27 protein-coding genes are annotated in these 24,257 nt (G+C 30.4%); 10 read left to right on the top strand and 17 right to left on the bottom strand.

Translation table 11 applies throughout. The annotated features are described in order from the left end of the window. Nucleotides 1–548: potassium channel family protein (locus tag B2X73_RS03250; RefSeq protein WP_291095704.1), on the top strand; the 548-nt coding region annotated here is incomplete at its 5' end. Here the strand turns inward: B2X73_RS03250 and B2X73_RS03245 are convergent. Further along, nucleotides 535–915 (bottom strand): hypothetical protein, encoded by a 381-nt coding sequence (locus tag B2X73_RS03245; protein WP_221856335.1) that lies wholly within the window; start codon nt 913–915, stop codon nt 535–537. The genes B2X73_RS03250 and B2X73_RS03245 overlap by 14 nt on opposite strands. A 253-nt stretch (nt 916–1,168) precedes the next feature. Between B2X73_RS03245 and B2X73_RS03240 the strand changes: the two genes are divergently transcribed. Next, a complete protein-coding gene (locus B2X73_RS03240) occupies nt 1,169–1,507 on the top strand; it encodes a hypothetical protein (RefSeq protein ID WP_221856333.1) in 339 nt (112 codons plus the stop codon). Nucleotides 1,508–1,569: 62 nt separating this feature from the next. On the opposite strand, the gene lysA is transcribed toward B2X73_RS03240, so the two are convergent. Further along, nucleotides 1,570–2,781: a diaminopimelate decarboxylase gene (gene lysA / locus B2X73_RS03235; protein ID WP_286495417.1), complete on the bottom strand. Its 1,212-nt coding sequence runs from the start codon at nt 2,779–2,781 to the stop codon at nt 1,570–1,572. A gap of 162 nt (nt 2,782–2,943) precedes the next feature. Further along, complete coding sequence (locus B2X73_RS03230; protein ID WP_291095701.1) at nt 2,944–4,077, bottom strand: MBL fold metallo-hydrolase; 1,134 nt, start codon at nt 4,075–4,077, stop codon at nt 2,944–2,946. A gap of 128 nt (nt 4,078–4,205) precedes the next feature. On the opposite strand from B2X73_RS03230, the gene B2X73_RS03225 reads away from it, so the two are divergent. From B2X73_RS03225 to B2X73_RS03205, 5 genes are all read left to right on the top strand, one after another. After that, entirely contained in the window at nt 4,206–4,754 is a 549-nt protein-coding gene (locus tag B2X73_RS03225; RefSeq protein WP_286495420.1) for a YeeE/YedE family protein, read from the top strand. Nucleotides 4,755–4,758: 4 nt separating this feature from the next. Beyond that, nucleotides 4,759–5,172 carry a YeeE/YedE family protein gene (locus tag B2X73_RS03220; protein WP_286495421.1) on the top strand — a complete coding sequence of 138 codons (414 nt, stop codon included), beginning with the start codon at nt 4,759–4,761 and terminating at the stop codon, nt 5,170–5,172. Nucleotides 5,173–5,174: 2 nt separating this feature from the next. Then, the gene (locus tag B2X73_RS03215; RefSeq protein ID WP_286495422.1) at nt 5,175–5,804 is read left to right on the top strand and encodes a Crp/Fnr family transcriptional regulator; all 630 of its coding nucleotides are present in this window, start codon (nt 5,175–5,177) and stop codon (nt 5,802–5,804) included. Between the two features lie 169 nt (nt 5,805–5,973). Then, nucleotides 5,974–6,861 carry a YeiH family protein gene (locus tag B2X73_RS03210; RefSeq protein ID WP_286495423.1) on the top strand — a complete coding sequence of 296 codons (888 nt, stop codon included), beginning with the start codon at nt 5,974–5,976 and terminating at the stop codon, nt 6,859–6,861. A 145-nt stretch (nt 6,862–7,006) separates the two neighbouring features. Beyond that, the gene (locus B2X73_RS03205) at nt 7,007–8,401 is read left to right on the top strand and encodes an MBL fold metallo-hydrolase (protein WP_291078583.1); all 1,395 of its coding nucleotides are present in this window, start codon (nt 7,007–7,009) and stop codon (nt 8,399–8,401) included. Nucleotides 8,402–8,563: 162 nt separating this feature from the next. Here the strand turns inward: B2X73_RS03205 and B2X73_RS03200 are convergent, their stop codons facing one another. The 6 genes from B2X73_RS03200 to B2X73_RS03175 form a co-directional block, all read right to left on the bottom strand. Next, on the bottom strand, nt 8,564–8,791 hold the full coding sequence (locus tag B2X73_RS03200) for a YHS domain-containing protein (RefSeq protein WP_038334051.1): 228 nt from the start codon (nt 8,789–8,791) through the stop codon (nt 8,564–8,566). Nucleotides 8,792–8,793: 2 nt separating this feature from the next. Continuing rightward, a complete protein-coding gene (locus B2X73_RS03195; RefSeq protein ID WP_291095698.1) occupies nt 8,794–9,759 on the bottom strand; it encodes a hypothetical protein in 966 nt (321 codons plus the stop codon). A 10-nt stretch (nt 9,760–9,769) separates the two neighbouring features. Further along, nucleotides 9,770–10,810, bottom strand: coding sequence for a cytochrome-c peroxidase (locus tag B2X73_RS03190; RefSeq protein WP_221856318.1), 1,041 nt, complete (start codon nt 10,808–10,810; stop codon nt 9,770–9,772). A gap of 44 nt (nt 10,811–10,854) precedes the next feature. Continuing rightward, nucleotides 10,855–11,697 carry an MbnP family protein gene (locus tag B2X73_RS03185; RefSeq protein WP_125350617.1) on the bottom strand — a complete coding sequence of 281 codons (843 nt, stop codon included), beginning with the start codon at nt 11,695–11,697 and terminating at the stop codon, nt 10,855–10,857. A gap of 84 nt (nt 11,698–11,781) precedes the next feature. Beyond that, complete coding sequence (locus tag B2X73_RS03180; RefSeq protein ID WP_221856316.1) at nt 11,782–12,012, bottom strand: hypothetical protein; 231 nt, start codon at nt 12,010–12,012, stop codon at nt 11,782–11,784. Nucleotides 12,013–12,220: 208 nt separating this feature from the next. Further along, on the bottom strand, nt 12,221–12,535 hold the full coding sequence (locus tag B2X73_RS03175) for a hypothetical protein (RefSeq protein WP_291095691.1): 315 nt from the start codon (nt 12,533–12,535) through the stop codon (nt 12,221–12,223). A 530-nt stretch (nt 12,536–13,065) separates the two neighbouring features. Here B2X73_RS03175 and B2X73_RS03170 point away from each other — a divergent pair. Further along, complete coding sequence (locus B2X73_RS03170) at nt 13,066–13,443, top strand: GreA/GreB family elongation factor (protein WP_291095689.1); 378 nt, start codon at nt 13,066–13,068, stop codon at nt 13,441–13,443. Between the two features lie 73 nt (nt 13,444–13,516). Here the strand turns inward: B2X73_RS03170 and murI are convergent, their stop codons facing one another. Both murI and B2X73_RS03160 read right to left on the bottom strand, forming a co-directional pair. Then, the gene (murI, locus tag B2X73_RS03165) at nt 13,517–14,326 is read right to left on the bottom strand and encodes a glutamate racemase (protein ID WP_291095687.1); all 810 of its coding nucleotides are present in this window, start codon (nt 14,324–14,326) and stop codon (nt 13,517–13,519) included. 132 nt (nt 14,327–14,458) lie between these two features. Beyond that, a complete protein-coding gene (locus B2X73_RS03160) occupies nt 14,459–15,553 on the bottom strand; it encodes a PepSY-associated TM helix domain-containing protein (protein WP_291052976.1) in 1,095 nt (364 codons plus the stop codon). 69 nt (nt 15,554–15,622) lie between these two features. Here B2X73_RS03160 and B2X73_RS03155 point away from each other — a divergent pair, with 69 nt between their 5' ends. Further along, nucleotides 15,623–17,845, top strand: coding sequence for a TonB-dependent receptor (locus tag B2X73_RS03155; RefSeq protein ID WP_291065388.1), 2,223 nt, complete (start codon nt 15,623–15,625; stop codon nt 17,843–17,845). A 204-nt stretch (nt 17,846–18,049) separates the two neighbouring features. Here B2X73_RS03155 and B2X73_RS03150 read toward each other — a convergent pair whose 3' ends face one another. Next, nucleotides 18,050–18,628, bottom strand: a complete 579-nt coding sequence (locus tag B2X73_RS03150) for a hypothetical protein (RefSeq protein WP_219034531.1) — start codon at nt 18,626–18,628, stop codon at nt 18,050–18,052. A 503-nt stretch (nt 18,629–19,131) separates the two neighbouring features. Between B2X73_RS03150 and B2X73_RS03145 the strand changes: the two genes are divergently transcribed. After that, nucleotides 19,132–19,401, top strand: coding sequence for an integrase core domain-containing protein (locus B2X73_RS03145; protein ID WP_257468126.1), 270 nt, complete (start codon nt 19,132–19,134; stop codon nt 19,399–19,401). Between the two features lie 77 nt (nt 19,402–19,478). On the opposite strand, the gene B2X73_RS03140 is transcribed toward B2X73_RS03145, so the two are convergent. From B2X73_RS03140 to B2X73_RS03120, 5 genes are all read right to left on the bottom strand, one after another. Beyond that, nucleotides 19,479–20,033 carry a hypothetical protein gene (locus B2X73_RS03140; protein ID WP_219034422.1) on the bottom strand — a complete coding sequence of 185 codons (555 nt, stop codon included), beginning with the start codon at nt 20,031–20,033 and terminating at the stop codon, nt 19,479–19,481. A gap of 157 nt (nt 20,034–20,190) precedes the next feature. After that, a complete protein-coding gene (locus tag B2X73_RS03135) occupies nt 20,191–21,753 on the bottom strand; it encodes an outer membrane beta-barrel family protein (protein ID WP_291095684.1) in 1,563 nt (520 codons plus the stop codon). Nucleotides 21,754–21,993: 240 nt separating this feature from the next. Next, on the bottom strand, nt 21,994–22,560 hold the full coding sequence (locus tag B2X73_RS03130; RefSeq protein ID WP_291095682.1) for a hypothetical protein: 567 nt from the start codon (nt 22,558–22,560) through the stop codon (nt 21,994–21,996). Nucleotides 22,561–22,627: 67 nt separating this feature from the next. Further along, nucleotides 22,628–23,467, bottom strand: a complete 840-nt coding sequence (locus B2X73_RS03125) for an AraC family transcriptional regulator (RefSeq protein ID WP_291047162.1) — start codon at nt 23,465–23,467, stop codon at nt 22,628–22,630. Nucleotides 23,468–23,593: 126 nt separating this feature from the next. Further along, a complete protein-coding gene (locus tag B2X73_RS03120; RefSeq protein WP_409410645.1) occupies nt 23,594–24,220 on the bottom strand; it encodes an outer membrane beta-barrel protein in 627 nt (208 codons plus the stop codon). Nucleotides 24,221–24,257 lie beyond the last annotated feature (37 nt).

Raw genomic sequence — 24,257 nt, 5'->3', positions numbered from 1 at the left:
ATGCAACAGATGAATTATCAATTAATAAATTACCACTAAATAATACAGATATTGTAATTGTAAGTATTGGGGAAAATGAAGGTGCCAATATTATGGCTACTGCTATTTTTAAAAATAAAAATGTAAAACGTTTGATTAGTCGTTCTATCAATTCTTTACACGAAAATGTTTTGCAAGCAATTGGAGTTACAGAAATTATTCGACCCGAAGCTGAATCTGCAGAACGTTGGACAAAAAAACTAAATGTGAAAGGAGTTGTAGATTCTTTTGAATTAAATAAAGAGTTTAGCATTATAGAGGTTGTAACACCAAATGAATTGGTTGGAAAAACATTTGATGAAATCCAATTCAAAAAGCAACATAATATTTTGGTAATGACAATTATTAAAAACAAAGAAGAAGCTAGTTTTTTAGGTCAATATAAAATTGTTCCAGAAGTACAAGGTTTTCCTACATCAAATACAGTAATTACAAAAGATGATGTATTGGTAATCTATGGAGCAAATCAAGAAATTTATAAATTCTTAAAGAAATTTAATATTCAATAATCTTATTCTTAAACTCTAATACATGTGGTTTATGGAATTTTAAGTAAAAAAGAATTCCAACAAAATAACAGACAACATCTAATATATCTGCTGTGTAATTAGAAGAAAATTTTGGCATAATTACTTCTAATAAAAGACTCAAAACGCAAGCTGTTATAATTAAATAACTTGTTGGATAAATGTAAACTTGATTGTTGTATTTAATCTTCGAAATGATATAACTTCCTAAGTGCGTCATAGCAGGTACCGCAAAAATATCAGTTAAATAATGGTTGAGATACTCAATTTCTATGGAATAAATTCGGGTAAGTTTGATAAAAATCCAACTCAGAATATAGAAACTAAAATATGTATCAAACAGTTTCATTTATTAGACCACAACAAGAATTATTAACACACAAAAAGCTCCAAGAATCATCAAAAATAGGAAGAAAGCATCGTCTATTAATTTTTGAGAGGTACTTCGTTTGTCTTTTTTTTCTTCCATTTTATAACTTTTAGACAAAAGTATTTAATTCATCTTGAATTGCATAAGACGAATGTCATTGTAAAGTTTTTAAAATTGAATAGATTAAATCTTGAAAATATTTTTATAACTTAAAAAAAGTAAATGATCGAAAATGAAACCACTTTTATTCTTTCTTTTTCCAATTGCTCTTTTTGCGCAAGAAGTTGCTCAGAATGATAATTTAAAAAATAAATTGTTGATGAATTTTACTCAACAATCTGGCTATTTTGATTTTAAGTATTCGCAAGATTTATCGCTTGAAAAGAATAATGAATTGATTTTGGATAATGTGAAGAATTATATTAATCAGCCAACAAGTATTTCTCCTTTAAAACCTATTGAAGAAAGAATTGAATATAAATATGATGACACAATGACGAATAGAGAAAATCTAATTAGAAGTGTTATTCATGAAATGTTTCTAAGTAAACCATTAAAATTAAGTAAATAGAAAAAAGCCCAATCCTTAGATTGAGCTTTAAAATACTATAAAAATATATAAAAATTCTGAGCTTAGAATTTTATATCCTCTGTTGTTGCGATTAAATCTTGAATTGTTTCGCGACGACGAATTAAATAATCCTTATCGTCAATTAACAAGACCTCCGCAGGTTTGAAACGCGAATTGTAGTTCGAAGCCATCGAGAAACAATATGCTCCAGCATTGTGGAAACACAACACATCTCCTTCGCTAATTTCATTTATTTTACGATTCGATCCAAACGTATCTGTTTCACAAATATATCCCACAACTGTGTAATAACGGCTACGACCTTCTGGATTCGAAATATTTTCAATTTCGTGATGAGCACTATAAAACATCGGACGAATTAAATGGTTGAAACCTGTATCAATTCCAGCAAAAACAGTAGAAGTTGTTTGTTTCACAACATTTACAGTTGCTAAGAAAGATCCTGCTTCAGAAACCATATATTTTCCTGGCTCGAACATTAATGTCAAAGGTTTTCCGTACGCTTTTTCGAACTCGTTGAAACGAGCTGATAAACGTTCTCCTAAATATTCAATATCTGTTTCGTCTGCGCCTGGATAGTAAGGAACTTTAAATCCTGATCCAAAATCGATGTAAGATAAATTCTTGAATTCTGCTGCAACTTCAAATAAAATTTCAGCACCTTGTAAGAAAACATCAATATCTAAAATATCAGAACCTGTATGCATGTGAACACCATCCAAATGTAAACCTGTATTTTCTACAACACGTTTGATATGTGGTAATTGGTGAATAGAAATTCCGAATTTTGAATCAATATGTCCAACCGAAATATTTGCATTTCCACCTGCCATAATATGTGGATTAATACGCACACAAACTGGATATTTAGGAAAATCTTGACCAAATGTTTCTAAAACAGAAAGGTTATCGATATTGATGCGAACACCTAAATCAATTGCTTTTTTAATTTCAGCATACGAAACACCATTTGGTGTATAAATGATTTCTTTAGGCTTGAAACCCGCCATTAATCCCAATTCTACTTCTTGAATAGAAACTGTATCCAATCCTGAACCAAGTGATTTGAAATACTTTAAAAGATTAAGATTCGTGTTCGCCTTACATGCATAATTTAACTTTAAACGTTTGACTGTAGAAAATGCATTTGTCATCTTTTCATATTGCGATTTGATTTTGTTCGCATCATACACATACAGCGGCGCACCATATTTTTGCACCAATTCCAATAGACGTTCTCTATTCAGTTCCATTTTGTTTATTTTTTTGTTTAAAGTTAAATTTCAGTTGCCAAAATTACGGAATACAAATGGTTTTCTGAAGAAAATTCAGAATAAACTTATTATAAGTCAATAATTTCGAATATTATTTAAAAGTTTGAAAAATATTTCGAATATTATTCGGGAATAAATGTTTTAATCCCTCCACCATTCTTTGAAGTGAAAGACAGAATCGTTCAAATTTAGTGGTTCACCGATCATTGGAGTTAAAATATCGAGCTTATTTTGCTTACCATTCGCTATAATTTTTTCCAGAGGTTCGTCCCAAGCATGTTTTGCCAAAGCAAATTTTGCAGCATGAACAGGAATAATATGTTTTGCTTTCAAATCGTTGATAATTGCAGGTAAATCTGTTGGTAAAGCGTGAATATATTTCCATGCTTCGTTGTATTGACCATTTTCGAGAATCGCAAAATCAAACGGACCATATTTTTCTCCAATTTCTTTGAAATGCATATCATAACCGCTATCACCACCTAAAAATATTTTTTGCGTAGGCGTTTCCAATACATAAGAAGTCCAAAGTGTTGTGTTTCGTTTAAATTTTCGACCAGAAAAATGACGAGCAGGTGTAAAAGTAATTTTTAAGTTATTTTTTAAAGTTAGGCTTGTGTTCCATTCTTCTTCGATTAATTGATCGGGCGAATAATTCCACTTCTCGAAATGTGCGCCAACTCCAAGCGGAATGATCACTTTCTCCACTTTTGAACGTAATTCTTTCACCGTTTCATAATCCAAGTGATCGTAATGATCGTGTGAAATAACCAAATAATCAATCTTTGGGAAATCTTTTGCGTGATACGTATTTGCTCCTTTAAACGCTTTATTGAAAATTGGTAAAGGTGAACCATAATCACTAAAAACAGGATCGATTAGGAAATTAACACCATCCAATTTAATATAATAAGACGAATGTCCCAACCAAATAAATACATTATCATTTTTATCAATTGATATAATATCTGTCTGAATATGCGGAATAGAATCTTTAGGATTAAGTTTTGGATTTTTCGCACCAAAGAAAAAGTCCCACATCACTTTTTTAGTATCAAAACCTTCTGCAAATGCAGGCGTGTGATGAATATTTTGAAATTGTCCATTTTTATACAACTTCGATTGTTTCATTCGTTCCAATCGTTTTCCAGTTGCTTCAGCACCAAAAGTATTCATTTGTAGAACCGCGAAAGTTGCAATTACAAGAATTACAATCAAACTTAATAGGAAGTAAAGCATTCGTTTTAAAACTTTTCGTTTATTGATTTTTTTCATTAATGATCAAATTTATAAAATTCTTGGATTGATTTTGAAATAATATATCTTAAGTAAACTGTAACATTTGTAACTTTCATTTTAATTTAGATTTATCAACTTTGTACACGTTTTAGAAAAAATACAAAATGGAATTTATCTTACAACCTTGGCCATGGTATATTGGCGGACCAATAATTGCGATTGTAATGCTTTTATTGATTTATTTCGGAAAAAGTTTTGGATTTTCATCAAATTTCAGAACGATTTGTTCTGCTTTGGGAGGAGGAAAATCATGTGATTTTTTCTCGTTTGATTGGAAATCTCAAAAATGGAATTTATTATTCTTAGTTGGTGCAATAATAGGAGGTTTTGTTTCGGTACATTTTTTATCAGATAATCAAATTCCTGAAATTTCAGAAGCTACAATTGCAAAATTGAATGCAATGGGATTTGAAAGTGCAGGAAAAGCATATTCTCCAACCGAAATTTTCGAAACGATGTCTGTAAAAAATATTGCTTTATTATTTGTTGGTGGATTATTAATTGGTTTTGGAACGCGCTATGCAGGAGGTTGTACATCTGGACATGCGATTTCGGGTTTAAGTGATTTGCAATTACCTTCATTTATCGCTGTTATCGGCTTTTTTATCGGTGGACTTTTGATGGTTCACGTTTTGTTTCCTTTAATTTTTTAATCTCATGAGAAGTTTAGTTTATATCATATTAGGCGTTATCTTTGGTGTAACCATGTACAAGGCAGAAACAGCCTCTTGGTTTCGTATTTTCGAAATGTTCAATTTTCAATCTTTCCACATGTACGGATTTATTGGTTCGGCTTTGGTTGTCGGTTTGATTGGAATACAATGGATGAAAAAGAAAGAAGCAAAAAATATCGATGGTGAAAAAATTGTGATTCAACCCAAAACAAAATCAATAGCTCGTTATTTGATCGGAGGAATTTTCTTCGGATTAGGTTGGGCATTGGTTGGTGCTTGTCCCGGACCAATATTTGTGTTATTAGGCGCAGGAGTTTATCCAATTTTAATTACAATTGTAGGTGCATTAATCGGTACTTTTCTTTACGGAAAAATTAGAAACAAAATCCCACATTAAACATGATAAAAGAGAAAATAGAAGCAACTTATCCGTATCAATTTGAAGATGAATTATTGAATGAAATTGATGAATTAGGATCTTTGATAGATTTTAAAGCGAATGATGTGATGATTGATTTGAACCAATTTATCAAGGGAATGCCAATTCTTTTGAGTGGTGCAATCAAGATTATGCGCGAAGATTTTGATGAAGGAGAATTGTTGTTGTATTTTCTCGAAAAAGGTGATACATGTGCCATGACGATGGCTTGTTGTTTAGGTGATAAACAAAGTAAAATACGTGCTGTTGCTGAAACTGATGGAGAATTGGTAATGATTCCGATTGTAAAAATGGACGAATGGTTGGCAAAATATCCATCATGGAGACGTTTTATTTTTGATAGTTACAATAATAGAATGGAGGAAATGTTGGTAGCGATTGACAATTTAGCTTTTAATGATATGAACGAACGTTTGAAAAAATATCTGTTAGATGTCGCAAGTATCAATAAAGGCAAAGTTGTGGTAAAAACACACCAAGAAATTGCTTACGAGCTAAATACTTCTCGTGTTGTCATTTCTCGTTTGTTGAAAGCGTTAGAAAAAGAAGGTTTCCTTCAATTAAACCGAAACGAAATCACGATTAAGTAAGAAATTATTTAAAAAATATATACAAAGGAAGCTCAGTTTTTGAGCTTCCTTTTTTTATTTGAAACAACTTATAGTAGAAAAATTTTCTAAAAATAATCTCATTTGTAACAAATGTTACAATCTATTTTGATACGGTCAATTACTTTTGTTTTTGTATTTCATAAAACAAATGATTGCCCGTATAGTTTATTTTGGATTATTGCTATTTACTTTTTTTCCTTTTGTAGAGTCGTCTGTGGCGTTACTTTTAGGGATTGGTTATGGTTTAATTTTTCAGAATGAATTTTGGGAAATCTCAAAACGATATTCAAAGAAATTATTGAATATTGCAATCATTGGTTTAGGGTTAGGTTTGAATCTTCACGAGGCAGTTTCGGTAAGTAAAGATGGATTTTTTCTCACTTTTATTTCTGTGTTAAGTGTTTTTACATTAGGATTTGTATTCTACCGATTATTAAAAATCAACAAGAATACATCGCTGCTGATTACTTCAGGAACTGCTATTTGTGGAGGGAGTGCTATTGCTACAATTTCTTCGGTTTTACAACCAAAAGCGAATCAAATTACCATTGCCATGTCAGTTGTGTTTGTGTTGAATGCGATTGCATTAATGATTTTTCCGTTTATTGGACATTATTTTCAGTTATCGCAATATCAATTTGGTTTGTGGTCGGCAATTGCAATTCACGATACAAGTTCTGTTGTCGGTGCAGCCAAACAATACGGTGAACAAGCTTTAGAAGTTGCAACTACTGTGAAATTGAGCCGAACATTATGGATTTTTCCGTTCGCTTTATTAATTGGTTATTTCAACAAAAAAGAGAACTCTTCTTACAAATTTCCTTATTTCATTATTGGTTTTATTACAACAATGCTTATCGCTACTTATTTTCCTCAAGGCGAAAAAGTCTATCATATTTTACAAGGAATTTCGAAACAATTAATGGTTGTTGCTTTATTTATGATTGGCTCGTTGATTAACTTACAATCCATCAAACAAGCAGGTTTTAAAACCTTATCATACGGAATATTACTTTGGATTTTTATTTCCATTTGATCTTTGGTTTTGGTTTTAAATTATTTTTAAAATCTCTATCCTCTCTATTTTTAGGTTTGTAACATTGGTTACTGTCGATTGTTTTTTAGTAACTTAACTTTGATTCAACAAATTAAAAAAGGTTAAACCATAAAAATATTATCATATGTTTTTTCAACACATTTTTGAAAAGTCATTGGCGCATTCAAGTTACCTTGTAGGTTGTCAAGCAAAAGGAGAAGCAATTGTAATCGATCCAAAAAGAGATATTGATACATACTTAAAAATAGCAGAAGAAAATAAGCTGAAAATTACGCATATTGCCGAAACACATATTCATGCTGATTATCTTTCTGGTAGCCAAGAGTTAGCTTATGTAACAGGTGCGAAGATGTATTTGTCTGATGAAGGCGGAGAAGATTGGCAATACGATTTTGAACATATCGGATTAAAAAATGGGGATAAAATAAAAGTTGGAAATCTAATTTTTGAGGTGATGCATACACCAGGTCACACGCCAGAAAGTATTAGTCTTTTGTTGACGGATAAACCTGCGACGAAAGAACCAGTTATGATTTTTACTGGAGATTTTGTTTTTGTAGGAGATATTGGTCGTCCAGATTTATTAGAAGAAGCTGCTGGATTAATTGGTACTAAAGAAGTAGGAGCAAAGCAGATGTTTAAATCGTTGAAAAAATTTCAAGCATTACCAGATTATTTACAAGTTTGGCCAGCACATGGAGCAGGTTCTGCTTGCGGAAAAGCTTTGGGAGCTGTAGCAAGTACGACGGTTGGTTATGAGAAAATCAGAAATTGGGCGTTGCAATTTGATTCGAATGAAAAAGCATTTGTTGATTATTTATTGGCAGATCAACCCGAAGCACCAGCTTATTTTACAATGATGAAAAAGTTGAATAAAACAAAACGTCCTTTGTTGATCGAAGTTCCGAAGTGGGCTAAATTAACATACATCGAATTTGAAAAAGCAAAAGATTTTGGAATGAAAGTGATTGATGCGCGTATCAAAACAGATTTTTCCCAATTGCATATTCCAGGAACGCTTAATATTCAAAACAATAAAACGTTCAATACATGGATGGGGTGGATGGTAAATTATCAAGAGCCAATTGTGTTGATTGTAGAAGAGGATGAAGTAGAAGAAATGACACGAAAATTGATGCGAATTGGTTTGGATAATATTTACGGCTACATTAAACCAACAGATTTATTTAACAATTTAAGTTCTTTACAATCTTCTATTTTAATCGACGCAGATACAATGGAAAATTACATTGGAAATGAAGAGGTTCAGATTTTAGATGTTAGAGGTGAAACAGAATTTAAAGAAGGTCATATCGAAGATGCGAAGCATATTTTTGTCGGTTATTTACCAAAAAGATACAATGAATTAGATCCAACTAAAAAAATTGTCTTGCATTGTCAAGCTGGAGATCGGGCAACGATTGCACAAAGTTTTTTGGAATCGAAAGGTTTTGATGTTGAAAACTATAGTGGAGGAATTGCTGATTGGAAATTGAATCAAAAACCATTCGTGAAATAATATGTTTTTTCAAAATATTTTAAAAATGTTGACATCAAATTCGAATGTAGAAGTAGAGCTAGTACTACTCAAGCAGTAACAATTTTAAATAAAAAAGACAGTAGCTGCTTAATGATTCTTCTTAGAATCAAGTGCAACTACTGTCAAATTATTTTCTTTCTCTTACTTTTTCTTCACGTATTTTTTTGGATTTTTTTTGAATTCAACTTTACAGCTTTTACTACAAAAACCATAAATTTTCTTTTGATAAATTGCGGTATCTGTTAAGAATTGTGCGGTATTCATTCCACAAATAGGATCTTTCTCGTTTACAACTTTTACTTTTAGTTTTTGTTGAGCAAAAATTGAAAAAGAGATGATGAAGAATGTTAATGTTAATATTTTTTTCATTGTTATTGATTTTTAGATTGAAATAAATTGTAATTAAAAAAGAAACCTATTCTGTTTTTTACTTCGATTTCTCCCGAATTTAAATCAGAAAGTATAGGTTGAAAATATTCTATACCAAAATTAAATTTTCGAGCAGCTGCTTCTAATCCTAATTTCGCAAATTGAGCTTTTCCCTTAGATTTTGGAATCGTCTCCCCAAATTGTTCATTTTTATAATAAAGTTCGTTTTGAAAACCGACTTTTCCAAGTAATTTTAATTCATTGTTAATGAAAAGGTGTTGTAATTGAATTAATTGATTCCATTGATCTCCAAATTTGTATTTCTTTTTATTCTCTCCTTTCAAGTTGTAGTCTGTTACTAATTGTAAAGTCGAATTCTTATAAGCTAATTGGTAATTTATTGCAAACTGAGTATCCCAACTTCCTGTACCTAATTGAAAACTTGGATTGGTTGTTTCAGCATTTGCTTGATTAAATTTTGCGATTGGAATTTTTAAACCTATTGCAGCACTTAATCCATGTTTTAGCTCATTAGAACTTGTATTTGATTTAATGACTTTAACTATTCCCATCATATTTAAATCTCCAATACCAGAAATAGAAGAAGAGTTTTTACCTTCTTTATTATGAAAATGGTAAGGAATGCTAGCATTGATGTCAATTCTATTATTTATTGGAATTCTTGCCCATAATTGAATGGTATTGAATTGTTGCTTTTGTGTTCTTTTATTAGAAAAAGCATCTTCTTTAACCTTATAAGATTGATGTAGATAACGAATCCCAATGAAATTTGAATTTATAAGATTTTCGATTCCATTTGAGGTTGAAGTTGCTGAACAACCGCAAGCATCACAATCTAATTCTAAATCATATAAATGAGAGACTACAATAGAATCATTATCTGTATGCGCAAATAATGAAATAGGTATTAATAATATAACGAAAAATAAATTGATATATAATTTCATTTGAATAGATTTAAAATTCTGCATAAGCAGGGTTATTAATAAATGAGTAATCAGTTAATGTTTTTAGAAAAGAAATAATTGCCTTTTTTTCTTCTTCTGTCATAGGAATTCCAATTCGATTATTTTGTTTGAGTTGAGAATCCAAATATTTATCATTTTGTACACCTTCTGAATAAAAATTCAAAACAGCTTCTAAACTATAGAATCGTCCATCGTGCATATAAGGTTTGGTCATTTCAATATTTCTTAAACTTGGAACTCTAAACTTCATAAAATCAGTCGAATCTAATGTCACACGATATAAACCTCCATCTTTGTATTGTTTATTATAATACATTCCTGTATTTCGAAAAGACTCATCTGTAAAAAGTGTTCCTTTATGACAGCTTGAACATTTCTGTTGAAAAAGTTGTAAACCTTTTTTTTCGGTTTCGGTTAAATTTGTCTCTTTCCTTAAATATTGATCATATTTTGAATCTTTTGATACAACTGAAGCCATAAATTGTCCTAATGCGCTGAGAATACGATTTGCATCGATTTTATCATCTCCAAAAGCATTTTTAAACATTTTTCGATAAGAAGAATCTGATGATAATTTCTTAATGATTTCGGGAAAAGTTGTATCCATCTCTTCTTCAGCTGTAATAGGAGAAATTGGTTGTTGAGCTAAATCATGAATAACGCCATCCCACATAAATCGATTTAGAAAAGCCAAATTTTGAATAGGAGGAGCATTTCGAATTCCTAATCGATCATCAATTCCATGACTTACAGGATGTCCGTGGTGAGTAAAGGCATTTTCTTGAATATGGCAAAAAGCACATGAAATAGTATTATTTCTAGATAATCGACCTTCATAAAATAGTTTTTTTCCTAACTCAACTCCATTTTTAGTTAACGGATATTTATCTGTATCAAATGTTATTTTAGGAAAATAAGAAGGAATTTCTAATTGATAAGGTTCATCAACGATTTGTCCATAATCAATATCATCATCGTTACAACTTAACAAGATGAATAAACTGAATATAATTGTTATTATTTTATTCATTGTTTGTAGAATTATGCGGTGTTTTATAAATACCGCTATAAACTTTATTGATTTTTTTCGTCGTTATGTACATGATCAACTCGAAACATATTTTGTATATTTTCTGTTACCAATTGTGCAAAGTTGGAAGATCCCATAATATTATTGTTCGACTCATCTAATATCAATTTATGATCACCACTTAAATAGGTATTCAAATTTGCCATAATATGAATAGAAGGCTTAATCTTAGAAGTTACTCGTGCAGATGTAGGCAAATTTAATGTTACTTCTCTATATAAATCTTGAACATTATTTTTGTTAATATCTCCCATATTTCCTGTGTGAGTTAAAAAGAATGTATCAGTAGTAGTTTTGCCATAAAAACCTTCTATTTTAAAGAAAACATAACCAGCAGCCCAAGCCCAAGTCATTCCATTTTTCTTTGCTTTTTCCCAAAAAGTAGCTTGCCCAGTCTGTCCTAATAAATAAGCTTTCTGAGATACACCAAGTCCGAAACGTACTTTTGTATATTTATTTTGAGGGATATTATCCAAATTTAAATAAACGACATTAGCTATAGCAGAATCTTGATTAATAACAAAAGCGCCTTTGTCTGGATCGTTTTTATGATAATCAAATTCATTTCCTTTTTCGTCAATTAATGTGATGTTAGAAATGATATATTTTAATGTTGTTAATTTATGTTTTTGTCCGTTTGATGAGGTTTGCGTTGTTTGATCTAAAACAATTCCTCCCAAATTATCAAATCCATTTTCAAACTTTAATTGAATTTTACCTGTTTCGGTAGATTTAATTTCAGAGAAATCATCATCGTTGTTGCAGGAAGTAAATAAAGTAAGTAATGCAATAAATGATAAGTTTAAAAAATATTTGATTGTTTTCATTGTAATAATTGTTTAATTTTTTTGAATAAAAATGCTATTGGAAAACAATTATTGTTCTCCAATACTGGATATTTGTTCTATTAATTAAACAATTGGAGGTTTTAGATATTTAAAAACCCAATCGATAGAATAGGATGATTGCCAAAAGAATCGATGTTTTATTTTTACAATAAAATCTTGAATAAATGGAATATTTAAGGATTCGAAATGTATAAAAATTTCTGCAAATCGAATATTTTTTACTAAAACCGAATCAGATTGTTGTTCTGTTTCTTTTAGTTGCTTCGATAAATAACATTTTCCATTGCATTGCATTTCTGGTCGCTCTTTATTGATACAATATTCATCAATAATCTTCTCCTGAGTACTAATGAATACAGTAAAAGGAATTAGTGATCGAAAACCAATTAAAAGCACGAACAATGCAATCAATAAACAATTGAAACTTTTGACAAATCTTATATGAAATGTCAACTTGATTAAATGTTAATGAGATAATAATTTGATAAACAAGAATTATTTATCAAATAGGAGGCTGAAGTTGTTGATCTAATTGATATTGAGTTTCGAAAGCTAATTCGATAGTCGAAATTTTTTCAATAGATTTTGTAAAGGTAGATGTGTTAATTTCGAAGGTAGGTTGATAAATAAAATAATCAATTGTTCGTAAAGAAACTTGAATTTTATTGTCATCATTTTGTTCATCACTAACAGTCTTGGAAATTTGTTCTTTCAGATAACAAACGCCATTACACAATAATTCTGGACGCTCTATATTAACACAATATTCGTTAGAAATCTTATCATAATTTACCAAATAGTCAATAACTGGTAGCAATGGTCTACAAGTTATTAGAACAACAGTTAGTATGAAAAGGTAAGATTTCAATTCCTTAAAATTTTTATAAAATTAGACAGTTTTTATTTATTTTGAAAATGAAGATTATCAGTTTTTTCAGAAATTGAATTCAAGTTTCTTTTTATTGAAATGACATTAATGAAATAATCTTAAAAGGTTTATATTTTTTAGATTGAGAAAGATATCGTAACTTTGAATTAATCATTTTAGAATCAATTCATGGCAAATTTTATCGACATCTATAGAAGAAACAACCAATCGTGGTTGTTTTTGTCGTTGGCATATTTGCATGATGATACTTTCTTAAGAAGCTCGAAAGAGTTTATCAACTAATCCCTGTTACGACTCGAGACAGGGAACCTTCTATTTTTTTCAATTATCAATTATTTTCAATTTTCTGTAAGGAGATTTGTATCAAATTTTAGCGAATTTTATTTTCGGTCATTTGATATTTGAGTCTTAGGAAATCTTCTTCGAATGATTGAAAGTTTAACTAAGAATTTATCAAAATGACAACAAATATTATTTTAACAACAGGATTATACGATTTAATTAAAGACCATTTAAGAAGAAAAAAAGTAACAGCAGAACAAGAAAATATCTTGACAAAAGAATTGCGTCATGCAGAACAAATTTTGAGAAGAGATTTGGCTGATAATATTGTGACTGTTGGGAAAAAAGTAACAATAAAAGAATTAAATTCAAATCAAGAATATCAATTAAATTTTGTTAGCCCAGAAAAGGCAAAACCGAAAAAGAATCGTCATTCTATTTTAATGGACGAAGGTTTAGCAACAATTGGTTATAAAATTGGTGATGTAATTGATTGGCCAGCAAATGATGGTACAAAAAAATATGAAATTTTGAATGTAGAAGCAGTTTCATAATTTGTCCAAAAGCATAATAAAAAAACCGAGCTAATGCTCGGTTTTTTATTGGTATATTTTCTGGAAAAATATTTTAAACATCTAAATGTGAAGCAGTAATTTTCTGACCATAAAAAATTGTTGTATTTGCTTCAAAACTTTTCGCATCATCTGTCGTATAAAATGTAAGATGCCCATTTTTTGAACATTGTGTTTCTACTTCGGGATGACGATTTAGATAGTCAGTTAATTTATTCGCTACCAATTCTCCTTGAGAAAGAATTGTTACATTTTCTGGTACATATTGCGAAATGATGGGAAGAAGAAGCGGATAATGTGTACAAGCCAATACAATTGTATCGATTTCGGATGATTGATCAAATAAGCGTTGAATATCTTTTTCTACAATATCGTGCGCAGCTTTGCTATCAATTTCATTATTCTCAACCAAAGGAACCCAAAGTGGACAAGCCAATTGAAAAACATCAATTGTTGAATGAAATTTGTTCATCTCGATTTTATACGATTCAGACAAAACAGTTCCTTGTGTAGCTAAAATTCCGACTTTGTTATTCTTTGTGTATTCATTTATCGATTCTGTTGTTGGGCGTATAACACCCAAAATTTTTTTGCCTTCGGGTAAATCATTTTGCTGAATTGTTCGTAAAGCTTTTGCAGAAGCTGTATTGCAAGCAAGTATAACCAAGTTACATCCCAAATCAAACAATTTAAAGACGCATTCTTTGGTGTATTCATAAACTGTCTCAAACGAGCGAATTCCATAAGGGCAACGAGCATTATCACCTAAATAGATATAATCGTATTGCGGAAGTTTTTTCTGTATTTCTTTGAAAACGGTTAATCCTCCATAACCAGAGTCAAAAACACCAATTGGTCCTTGCATATTCGCTTATTTTTGAAGCACAAATTTACAAAATGTATTAAGATGTTAGCGTAATAATTTGGTTTGAAAATTTACATATAATTAATAGAAATAATAAATTTTATAATCTATTCAACAATTGTTTGAATAAAATTATTTTCTTTTCTGCTTTCGTTTTTTATTTCGCCAAATAATAAAACCTGTAATGGGTAAACTTGCGACGATTATTGAAGAAGTAAAGGCTAATACTTTGCCAAATAAACCCAATATTTGTCCTGTATGGATGTCGTACATTGAGTTTGCAAACTTTTTACCATTTGATAAATTCTCATTCATTAATTTAGAAACTTGAAATTGTTCCGAATCAAATTGGTATTCGTCAACCGCATAATAACGCAAACTTTTATGATACGCTCTTATGGCCAAAGGATTTTTTTCGGGTACGGGTAAATAAATCCAATACATAGAAGCTGTTGGACTATTTTTTAAACTATAAGCATATGCAGAATCAACAATAGTGTAATTGTCTTCTAACATTTTTTTAGGCTGATAGACATATCCTTTTTCTTCATTTGGAAATGATTTTCCAAGATTAACGATTTGCATATATGAATTGCGAACAGGTTTGAAACTAAATGCAATACCTGATAAAGCGACAATAAATGCAATACTAAAAGCATAAAATCCCAGTACATTATGCAAATCATAATTGATACGTTTCCATTTTGCTTTGTATTTTATCGTTAACCCATTTTTAGCTTGTTTTCTCTTTTTGGGCCACCAAAGAATTAAACCGCTTATCATAATCATGATAAAAATAACAGTTGAAAAACCAATTATATTTTTTCCGATATCACCCAATAAAAGATTCATATGAATGTATTGTATCACCAAGAAAAAATCTTGTTTCATATTTTCTTGATGTAAAATTTTCCCTGAATATGGATTAATATACACAAAGTAAGATTCTTTTTTATCATCCATCATCATCACAACCGTTGATCGATCTTTATCCATATACATCACTCGAAGCACAACATGTTTAGGATTTTTGTCTTGTACTTTATGGATAATTTCACTTGGTTTTATGAATGGTTGATGAACAATCTCGACTTTTCTATAATCAAAAAGAGCATCTTTTATTTCATCTTGAAAACAAAATATAGCTCCTGTTATTGCCACAATACAAACAATAATACCTGTAAATAATCCAAACCATTTGTGAAAGAAGAGAAAATATTTTTTCATTAATAAAGATTAATTTAGAATAAATAAAAATTATATTTGCAGCAAATATAATTTATTTAAAAACACACTATGAAAAAAAATATCATCTGTTTAACAATTTTATTGGGGAGTGCCTCGCTGTCATATGCCCAAACGAATGATAGTATATCCACAGATTTGAATGATGTTGTGGTAGTTGCTTCAAGAAAACCTACTAAAATATCTGATTTGGCAGGAACTGTTTGGGTGATCAATCAAGAACAAATTGCACAACAAGCTAAAAATGGTGTTCCATTAAAAGAAGCTTTAGCGATTATGATTCCAGGGATGGATGTTGGTTCGCAAGGAAGATCAAATTATGGTCAAAATATGCGTGGACGTTCGATGTTGGTGATGATAGACGGTGTTTCCTTAAACAGTATCCGTAACATAAGTCGTCAATTAGATGCAATTGATCCGTTTAATATCGAAAGAGTTGAGGTTTTATCTGGTGCAAGCGCAATTTATGGCGGAAATGCGACAGGTGGTATTGTCAACATTGTGACGAAAAAAGCACTAAAAAATGGAATTAGTGGCGAAACAGAACTTGGTTTACGTACAGGTTTTTCAGGAAGTGATGATCATGATTGGCGCGTTGCTCAATCTATTGGTTACAAAAATGATAAATTTACGGGACGTTTGGCTGTTGCATTTCAACAAAATGGTGGAGCTTATGATGCAGATGGAGATCAAATATTTGCAGATATTTCGCAATTAGATTTACAATATAATCAATCTATTGATGTGTTGGCAACAGCAGGTTATAAATTCAATCCGAAGCATCAAATCAATGGATCTGTGCAATATTATCGTTCCAAATATAGTGGAGATCGTAGTTTATATTTAGGTGAAAACATTAGTGTTTTAACCAAAGGAGATGCTTCTGTTTTGGAGATGCGTGATGGTTTTGATACGGATAAAAATCCAGGAACAGAGCGTGTAATGGGAACATTGAGTTATAATGGAACTAATATTTTAGGAGGGCAAGATGTGTATGTTCAATTTGCTTCTCGTGTTGAAAAATTAGGATTTTATCCATTCCCAGGTAATTTAACGTTGCCTTCTGGGACAAGTCCTTATATGTCGGCTTCTCAACAGGATACGTATTATTCGGGTCTAAAAGCTGTTTTGGTCAAAGATTGGGGAAAATTGAAATTAACATACGGTGCAGATGTTGATTTTGAAAAGTTTGAAGGTCAACAAAATGTATTTGATTCTCAGAAGTCATTATCAAGTGGAGGAATGATTAATCACACTGTTTTAACGATTGATCGTTATCCAACTAATCATTCTACAAGTTTTGCTGGATATGCGCAAGCTGAGTATGATATTTTACCCCAATTGAAAGTTTCGGGAGGAATTCGTTACCAAGATATTTCAATTAAGTTGGATGATTTTATTGGTTCTACTCAACAATTGCAAATCGCTAATGGTTATGGAAACAGTGCCGATTATATTCCAGGTGGAAAAAGTAGCTATAATATGACGATGCTAAATGCTGGTTTGTTATATAAAATTAATGAATTGAACCAAATTTGGACAACTTATTCACAAGGAGTTTCATTAGCTGATCCATCAAAATTTTATGGATATGGAAATTATAAATTTAATTCTGCAACCAATAATTGGGATTTAAGTTCGAGTGTGAATGTAAAAGATTCTCCTCTTTCTGGTGTGAAAACAGGACAATTTGAACTTGGTTATCGTTTCAGAACAAATAATGGATTTAAAGGACAAATCTCTGGATTTATCAGTAATTCCGACAAAAATATTGCTTTAAAACGTGATGGACTAAATCTTTGGGTAGAAGTGGTTGATCAAAAATTAAGAAATATGGGCGTAGAAGCAGAGGTTTCTTATACGAACGGAGGATTTTATGTTGGAGCAAATACATTGCTAATCAAATCTGAAGTGGAGAAAAATGGTGATTGGCAAAAACAAGATGTTTCAACTTCTGGACCTTCTAAATTTACAGCTTATGCAGGTTATGGATTTGATAATTGGAATTTTAGATTTCAAACTTTACAAAGTTTCAAATACACAGATGGTTTGGAAAATGTGATCGATTCATACAATACATCAGATTTAATGGTTGCTTACAAATTACCTTTTGGTAAAATTAATTTAGGTGTTCAGAATATTTTTAATACCGATTATCAAACAATTTGGAGCGCAAAATCACAAGTTTTGTATAGTGCATATAAAGTTCCAGAATTGTTTTATTACGCTGGACGTGGAAGAACTTTTAATCTAAGTTTTACATACAATTTTTAATTTATGAAAGCGAATCATTTGATTCGCTTTTTTATTTTAAGGGAATTAAACACCGAACTAAAAAATAAGATTAATGATTGCAGGAATGATTCGAAAGCCAATAAAGCAAAAAAAATCGTAGAGTAGGATAGGTAAAAGAGAACAAATATATGGGCTAAAGAATAGATTTTTGAATTTATTTTCTATAGAGAGGTTCTATAATTTTTACCAATTATTAATTTTATTCGATTTATCTAAAATCTCTTGAATTAATTTATTAAAATGATTCTCCAAACCAGTTACTGCATCAGGATAATCGACTTCATTCTTTTTATTATAGATAGAATTTTTGTTTTTGCTTGTTGGATTCAATACGAGATAATAATAATCTCCTATGCTCGAATTCCACTTTCTTGCTTCAAAAGAAGGTCGATTAATTCGAATTTTATCATCTTTAAAGAGAATTGTAATCGAATAAGATAAGTCATATTCAATCTTTGACTTTCCTATTTGCATATAATTCATTTTTTGTTTTACAGTTAAAGCTTCTTGCTCATATCCATTTATTGTTATGCTTTCATTTTCGGCTAAACTCAATACTTTCTTTGGATCTTTGTACATACTCGATAAGGCTGACAACACAATTCTGTATAACTCATTTTTTTTGGTATTTGGTTTATCAATTACGATATAATCAGTTTTATCTTTAGATGAAACAAATCCATTTGATGTTAAAGTAAAATATTGCGCATAGCTAAATTGCGATAAACAAATAATTGTAAATAAAGTATATAAGATTTTCATATTTCATTCGTTTAAATACTAATTTAAGAAAAATGTCTCATTTTTGGAATGAATACTTAAAAATCAATGTGTTAAAGTTTATGAATATTGTTTACATAAAATATTTTTACTTCTTGTAAATAGAGGTGATTTAGCTATGTCATTCATCCTTCAAACTTCGTCAATCCATTTGTATAAATCGATTTCAGAAGAGATGTCAAAGGTTTTTCTTAATCTACTTTTTCTTGTTTGCACAGTTCTTATTGCAAGGTTGTTGTATTCTGTAATATCTTTTGTTGTAAAACCTAATTTGAGTAAAGAACAAAATTTGAATTCGTCTGGAGTCATTTCAGGATTAAAGGATATGACTTGTCCTGAATTAGCTATACACAAATTGCAAGTGTATGAAAAAAACAGAAAAAGTTGAAAGTGGTTTACCAAGAAAAGAAGTTACTAGAATTTATGGTTTAGGAAATTGATGTTTGGATGCGAAATTATAGATCAGAGATTTATTGCTCATAAGTATGATCGAAAAAGGTGATCCCTATGAAAATGCAATGGCAGAAAGGGTTAATGGAATGATTAAAATGGAGTTTAACCTGTATGAAAGCTCATTAGGTTTTGATCAGACAAAGATTAAAGTTAATAATAGTCTTAAATCATATAATGAATTGAGACCACAAGTAAGTTGTGATTATTTAACTCCAAATGCTGCGCATTTACAATCAGAAAAATTGAATAAAAGATGGAAAAACTATAATAGGAGTTTTAATTATCAAAACTCTCTTGTATAGTAAGTTTAGGATTAAGATGAATTAGTGTATATCGAAAATACTACTTTTCTGTATCCGAGTTGTATCCATCTTTCACCTTACTTCTTATTATAAAAATCAATTTGTCGTTGAATTGTTTTTTCGGTTTGAATAATGTCTAATATTAAAATTTTGATAGTTTCTTTTTTGTTCTTTTCTGTTTCATAAAAGTTGGAGTATAAGAAATTCATGAAAAATTCTGTTTTGTTCTTTAATATGTCTTTTTGTTCTTCAATATTAGACAAAGAAGTGATTTTATCATAATTTATCAAGTCTATTTTGGAAGTTGAAACTGATTTCCAAGCGCTTGTTTTAATCTGAGGAATAAACACACCTTTACATTTCATTGTGACACCCAAAATGTTAACACTTTTGTTATCAGCATAGTATTCAAGCGAATCAACATAAGAATTTTGCAATGGAATATTGTATTTTATTTCTTCCGTTGTTTCATTCAATTCACTTTTTATCGTTGAAAAAACTTGATTAATATACACTTGGTCTTTTCTATTTGTGTTCCAATTGTCAATAAACAGTGCAATCAAAATACCTACGGTTACAGGAATAATTTCTTTGATAAATTGAATTGAATAATTTTCTAATGCTTTCTTCATTAAATTTAGTTCTTGTTAATTTATATTGATGTGTTAAATCAAACAAATATCTCATATTCATCGGAATGCACCATAACTATTTTTATATTTTTTGATAAATAGTGGCGAAATTTAAAGGTTAACAATTAAGTTGATATTTTTGAGATTTGTATTAAGTTTAATTTGCTCTGTTTTGTTCCTCGAAATTCACTTTTTTGTTGTTTTCTTTCACTTTGTTATTTCCAAAATTGTATGTTAAACTAAGTTTGAAACCTCGGTAATCATTGTATTGATTAAACTCCGAACGATAATCGCCATTATACGAATACCCTTTGTTTTTAATCGTTTTGAATACATCATTTACCACAAAATTAGCTTGTAATTTTTTATCGAAAAACGAAGCTTTAATGCCTGGCGAAAATTCCAATTGATCTTGCAGTTTTATGTTGGCATACGTGAACGGAAGCGAATGCCAGAAGTTTAGCATCAAAAACCACGTTTTATTCTCATTTAATGTAATAGTGTTGTAAAAGGTATATGACATCGAATAAACTTTCAGTTTTTCCAATTCAGAAATGGTCGGTTTTGTGATTGTATAAGATGCATTTGCATTGATTGAGGTTTCCCAAATTTTGAAAAATGTGTTGTAATATCCAATATTGAATCCCGTTCTGTTTTGGTCATAACTATTTTCTATTACATTGCTGTAAATTCCGTCCGAAAAACGTGCAATATTCGATGTGTTATTTTGGCTAAATTGATTGTAAAGTCCAAATGTAAATTTTCCTTTGTACGAATAATTTAGTTCAATATTATCATTAAATGATGGTTGTAATTTAGGATTTCCTGTGTAATACATATACGGATTCGTGTACCAACGGAATGGATTTAAAGATTGAAAATTGGGACGATTTATTCTTTTGGAATAATTGATACTGAACGAATGATTTGTAGTTGGTTTGTAACTGATATAAGCTGTAGGAAATAATTTTCCGTAGTTCTTTTTCAGACTGCTGTTTTCGTCATTTGGTGTAAAACCTTCTAGCGAAGTGTATTCGTATCGTAAACCAGCTTTTGCTGACCATTTTTGATTGAAATCTTTTTGAAAGCTAACATAAGCCGCATAATTGTGTTCTTTGTAATGAAAAATATTGCTATTCGATGGGTTCAAAACAAAATCTGCTTCATCAAATTCATAGTATTCCACATTCGATTTGTTATCCAATAGTGTATATTTTGCTCCAGTTTCTATGTTCAGCCATTTGTAAGGAAGCGTAAGATCTGATTGTACCGAATAAATCGCATATTTCATTTTACTATTATTTCGAACAATAGCATTATGCTGATTCGTGTTGTTAAAAGTATTTAAATTGTTGATTTTATTAGGACTATCGTTCAAGTAATTCGCTGTAAAACTTAGTTTTTTACCAATGCTGTCCAATTTTATGTCATAATAAGTATTCAAAGTATGTGTTGGTGTTGTCCAACGTTGTTTTTGAAGGGTTACTAATGTAGAATCTATAATAGAATTTGTTTCATAATGGCTTAGTCCATCCGTCTTCATATTATAATGCTGATTGGAATAGTCGTAAATAAGACCGATGTTTTGTTTCTCATTTATTTTATAATCAAGGCTGTAGTTTAACCCAAAACCATCGGGCGTATCTTTTCTTGTTTCCGAGTTGTAGACACTGTTAGTTTTGCTTAAAAGATCTCGAGCTCCAACGGCTTTATAAGCCATATCAAATTGCCTTAATTTCAACGAAGTGCTTAATTTTTTCGATTGATAATTCACTGTAGCACCTGTTCTGAAGCCACTGTAAGAATTTTTTTGATACGAAGAATTTACACTCCCGCTCCAGCCAATATTAGGATTTTTCTTTAGAATAATATTAATAATTCCACTATTTCCTTGTGCTTCATATTTTGAAGGAGGAGTTGTAATGATTTCAATTTTCGCAATATCATCAGAACGAAGCGATTATAGATAATTAGTAAGTTCGCTTCCTGATAAATTAAGCATTCTGTCATTCACCATAACCGAAACATTTCCTTTTCCTACAATAGAAATATTATCATTCAGTACATTCACCATTGGTGTGTTTCGTAAAGCGTCCAAAGCAGACATTCCTTGCGAAGCAATAGAATTTTCGATATTACAAACCAGACGATCAACTTTCTGTTCAATTAGTTTCTTTTTTGCTGTAACCGTTGCACCTTCTAAAGTTGTAGCATCTTGAATTTTGATAAGTCCTAAGTCTTTATCTTGTTTAATTTCTATTTCTTCTGAATAAAATTCTACGCCAAACTGTTCTATTTTAAGTAAATAATTTCCAGCATCTGTTTTCATAGAAAATAATCCCAGACTATCTGTATATGCTTGATTGATAAGTAAACTATCATTTTTAAAAAGAAGAATATCAGCAAATTCAAGTGCTTTATCATGTTGATTGATCACTTTTCCATTTATCGAAAATTGTTGTCCAAAAACTGATGAACAAAAGCTGAAGGCAATCAAATAGCAGCTAATCAAAATAAGATTTTTCATATGTTGTATTTTATTTATAACAAAGAAAAAGTATAGAACAAAGAAAAAATTGTAAAAATCGTGCAGCTTAATGTTGCGCATAAATCCAAGCCAATTGTTCTTGTTGAATGCTTGTTTTATTTCTTAATTGATTGGGCGATTGTCCCGTAATTTCTTTAAAATCGCGGATAAAATGAGATTGATCGGTGTAATTATTTTGGTAAGCGATATGCGTAAGTTTTTCTTTTTCGAAATGGAGAATAGAATTTAGCGCTTTTCTAAATCGAACTGTTTTCAAAAAAGTTTTTGGACTTTGCCCAATTTGATTCATAAACAGGCGATACAAGGTCGATTCATTCATCGAAAGATTTTTGGCTAAAGGACCAACTTTTAATTCATCTGTTTGTTGAATAAGGTATAAGATTTCTTTAGTTTTAGTATTTAAATAATCTTGATTTAAGCTTTTCAATAATATATGTTCGAGCATTGAAATTCTTTTCAACGAATTCTTTTCCTCAAATAATTGTTCTGTAAAATCTGTTGCAAATTTTGGGAAAATCATTTCGAAAACTTCATCACTTTTAATTAATTCATCGTACGAAATATTTGTAAATAAGCGTAACGCAGCTGGATGAAAAATGATGCAAACTTCATCTAAAGAAGCATCAATGCTTACATTAAGATTAGATTCGTGAAATCCTGATAAATAACTTTTGTATGTAGCATTTCCTTTTAAGGTAAAAAGATGTTTGTTTGTTTTATTCTGTTCGAGAATGATTTTATTCTGTTTGTAAATGGCAAGACACAAATTGGTGTTAGGGAAAGTTGAATAGTCAATCTTTTCATCTTTTTTAGATTTGAAAAGGATGAAATACTGAACGATATTTTTTAATTCAGGATGATGAGGTTGTATAATTTCGGTTTTCATAAACGTACACGTAATAAAATCAATTTTAGCGAATAACACGTTGATAGCGTGTTCTATTCTATAGACGCTTTTGTTTGATGTATGTTACCTGTAAGTTCGAATTATTTTAATATTATGCTTGAGGAATTAAAAATTATATGCAAATCCTGCATTTCCATATATGTTATACATTTTGAATGAAATGGCTTCGAAATTCTTTTTGAAAACCTGTTTGTGAGCCATTGTTACATCAAAAAATAAACTGAAATGATTCTTTAATTTATATTCAGTTCCTAGTTGGCTTCCAAATTGAAAAGGACTTAAATAATCAGAAAAATCGTACAAACCTTTTGCTGTGTTTTCAAATGTTGTAGGTTCACCGATTGGACTTCCTTCTCTAAAAACACCATCGTAAATATATCCTGAAAAAGATTTATCAATCAAGGCAGAAAAGTAAAATCCGCCATATAAATTCCATTTTGTAGACGCGTTCCATACCAATAGAACCGGCATAGAGACATAAGCATTATCCATTTCGGTAATGACATGTCCTGTAAAAAAGCCTTTGGTTTGTGCTCCAGTATCGTTTTGTATTTGTGTGTAATAGTTCTTTACTTTCGCTTGTGTTTTCATTCCACGACCTTCTACGTTTAATCCGACACGAACACCTAATTCACGTTTATCGTTGAGCCACTTTGTTGCATTTATACCTATTCCTAATTGCAAAGTAGGGTTATAGCTTTCAATTTTTCGGATTTCAGCAGGCATTCCAATCGGTGAAGCTCCTCCAATGTGGGTACGTCATATCCTC

Origin of the sequence: Empedobacter sp. UBA7252 (assembly GCF_002472765.1) — a bacterium.
In the GTDB taxonomy this organism is placed as follows: Bacteria; Bacteroidota; Bacteroidia; order Flavobacteriales; family Weeksellaceae; genus Empedobacter; species Empedobacter falsenii_B.
Note: the sequence above shows the minus strand (reverse complement) of the source record. Positions and strands in the feature narration are given on the sequence as shown.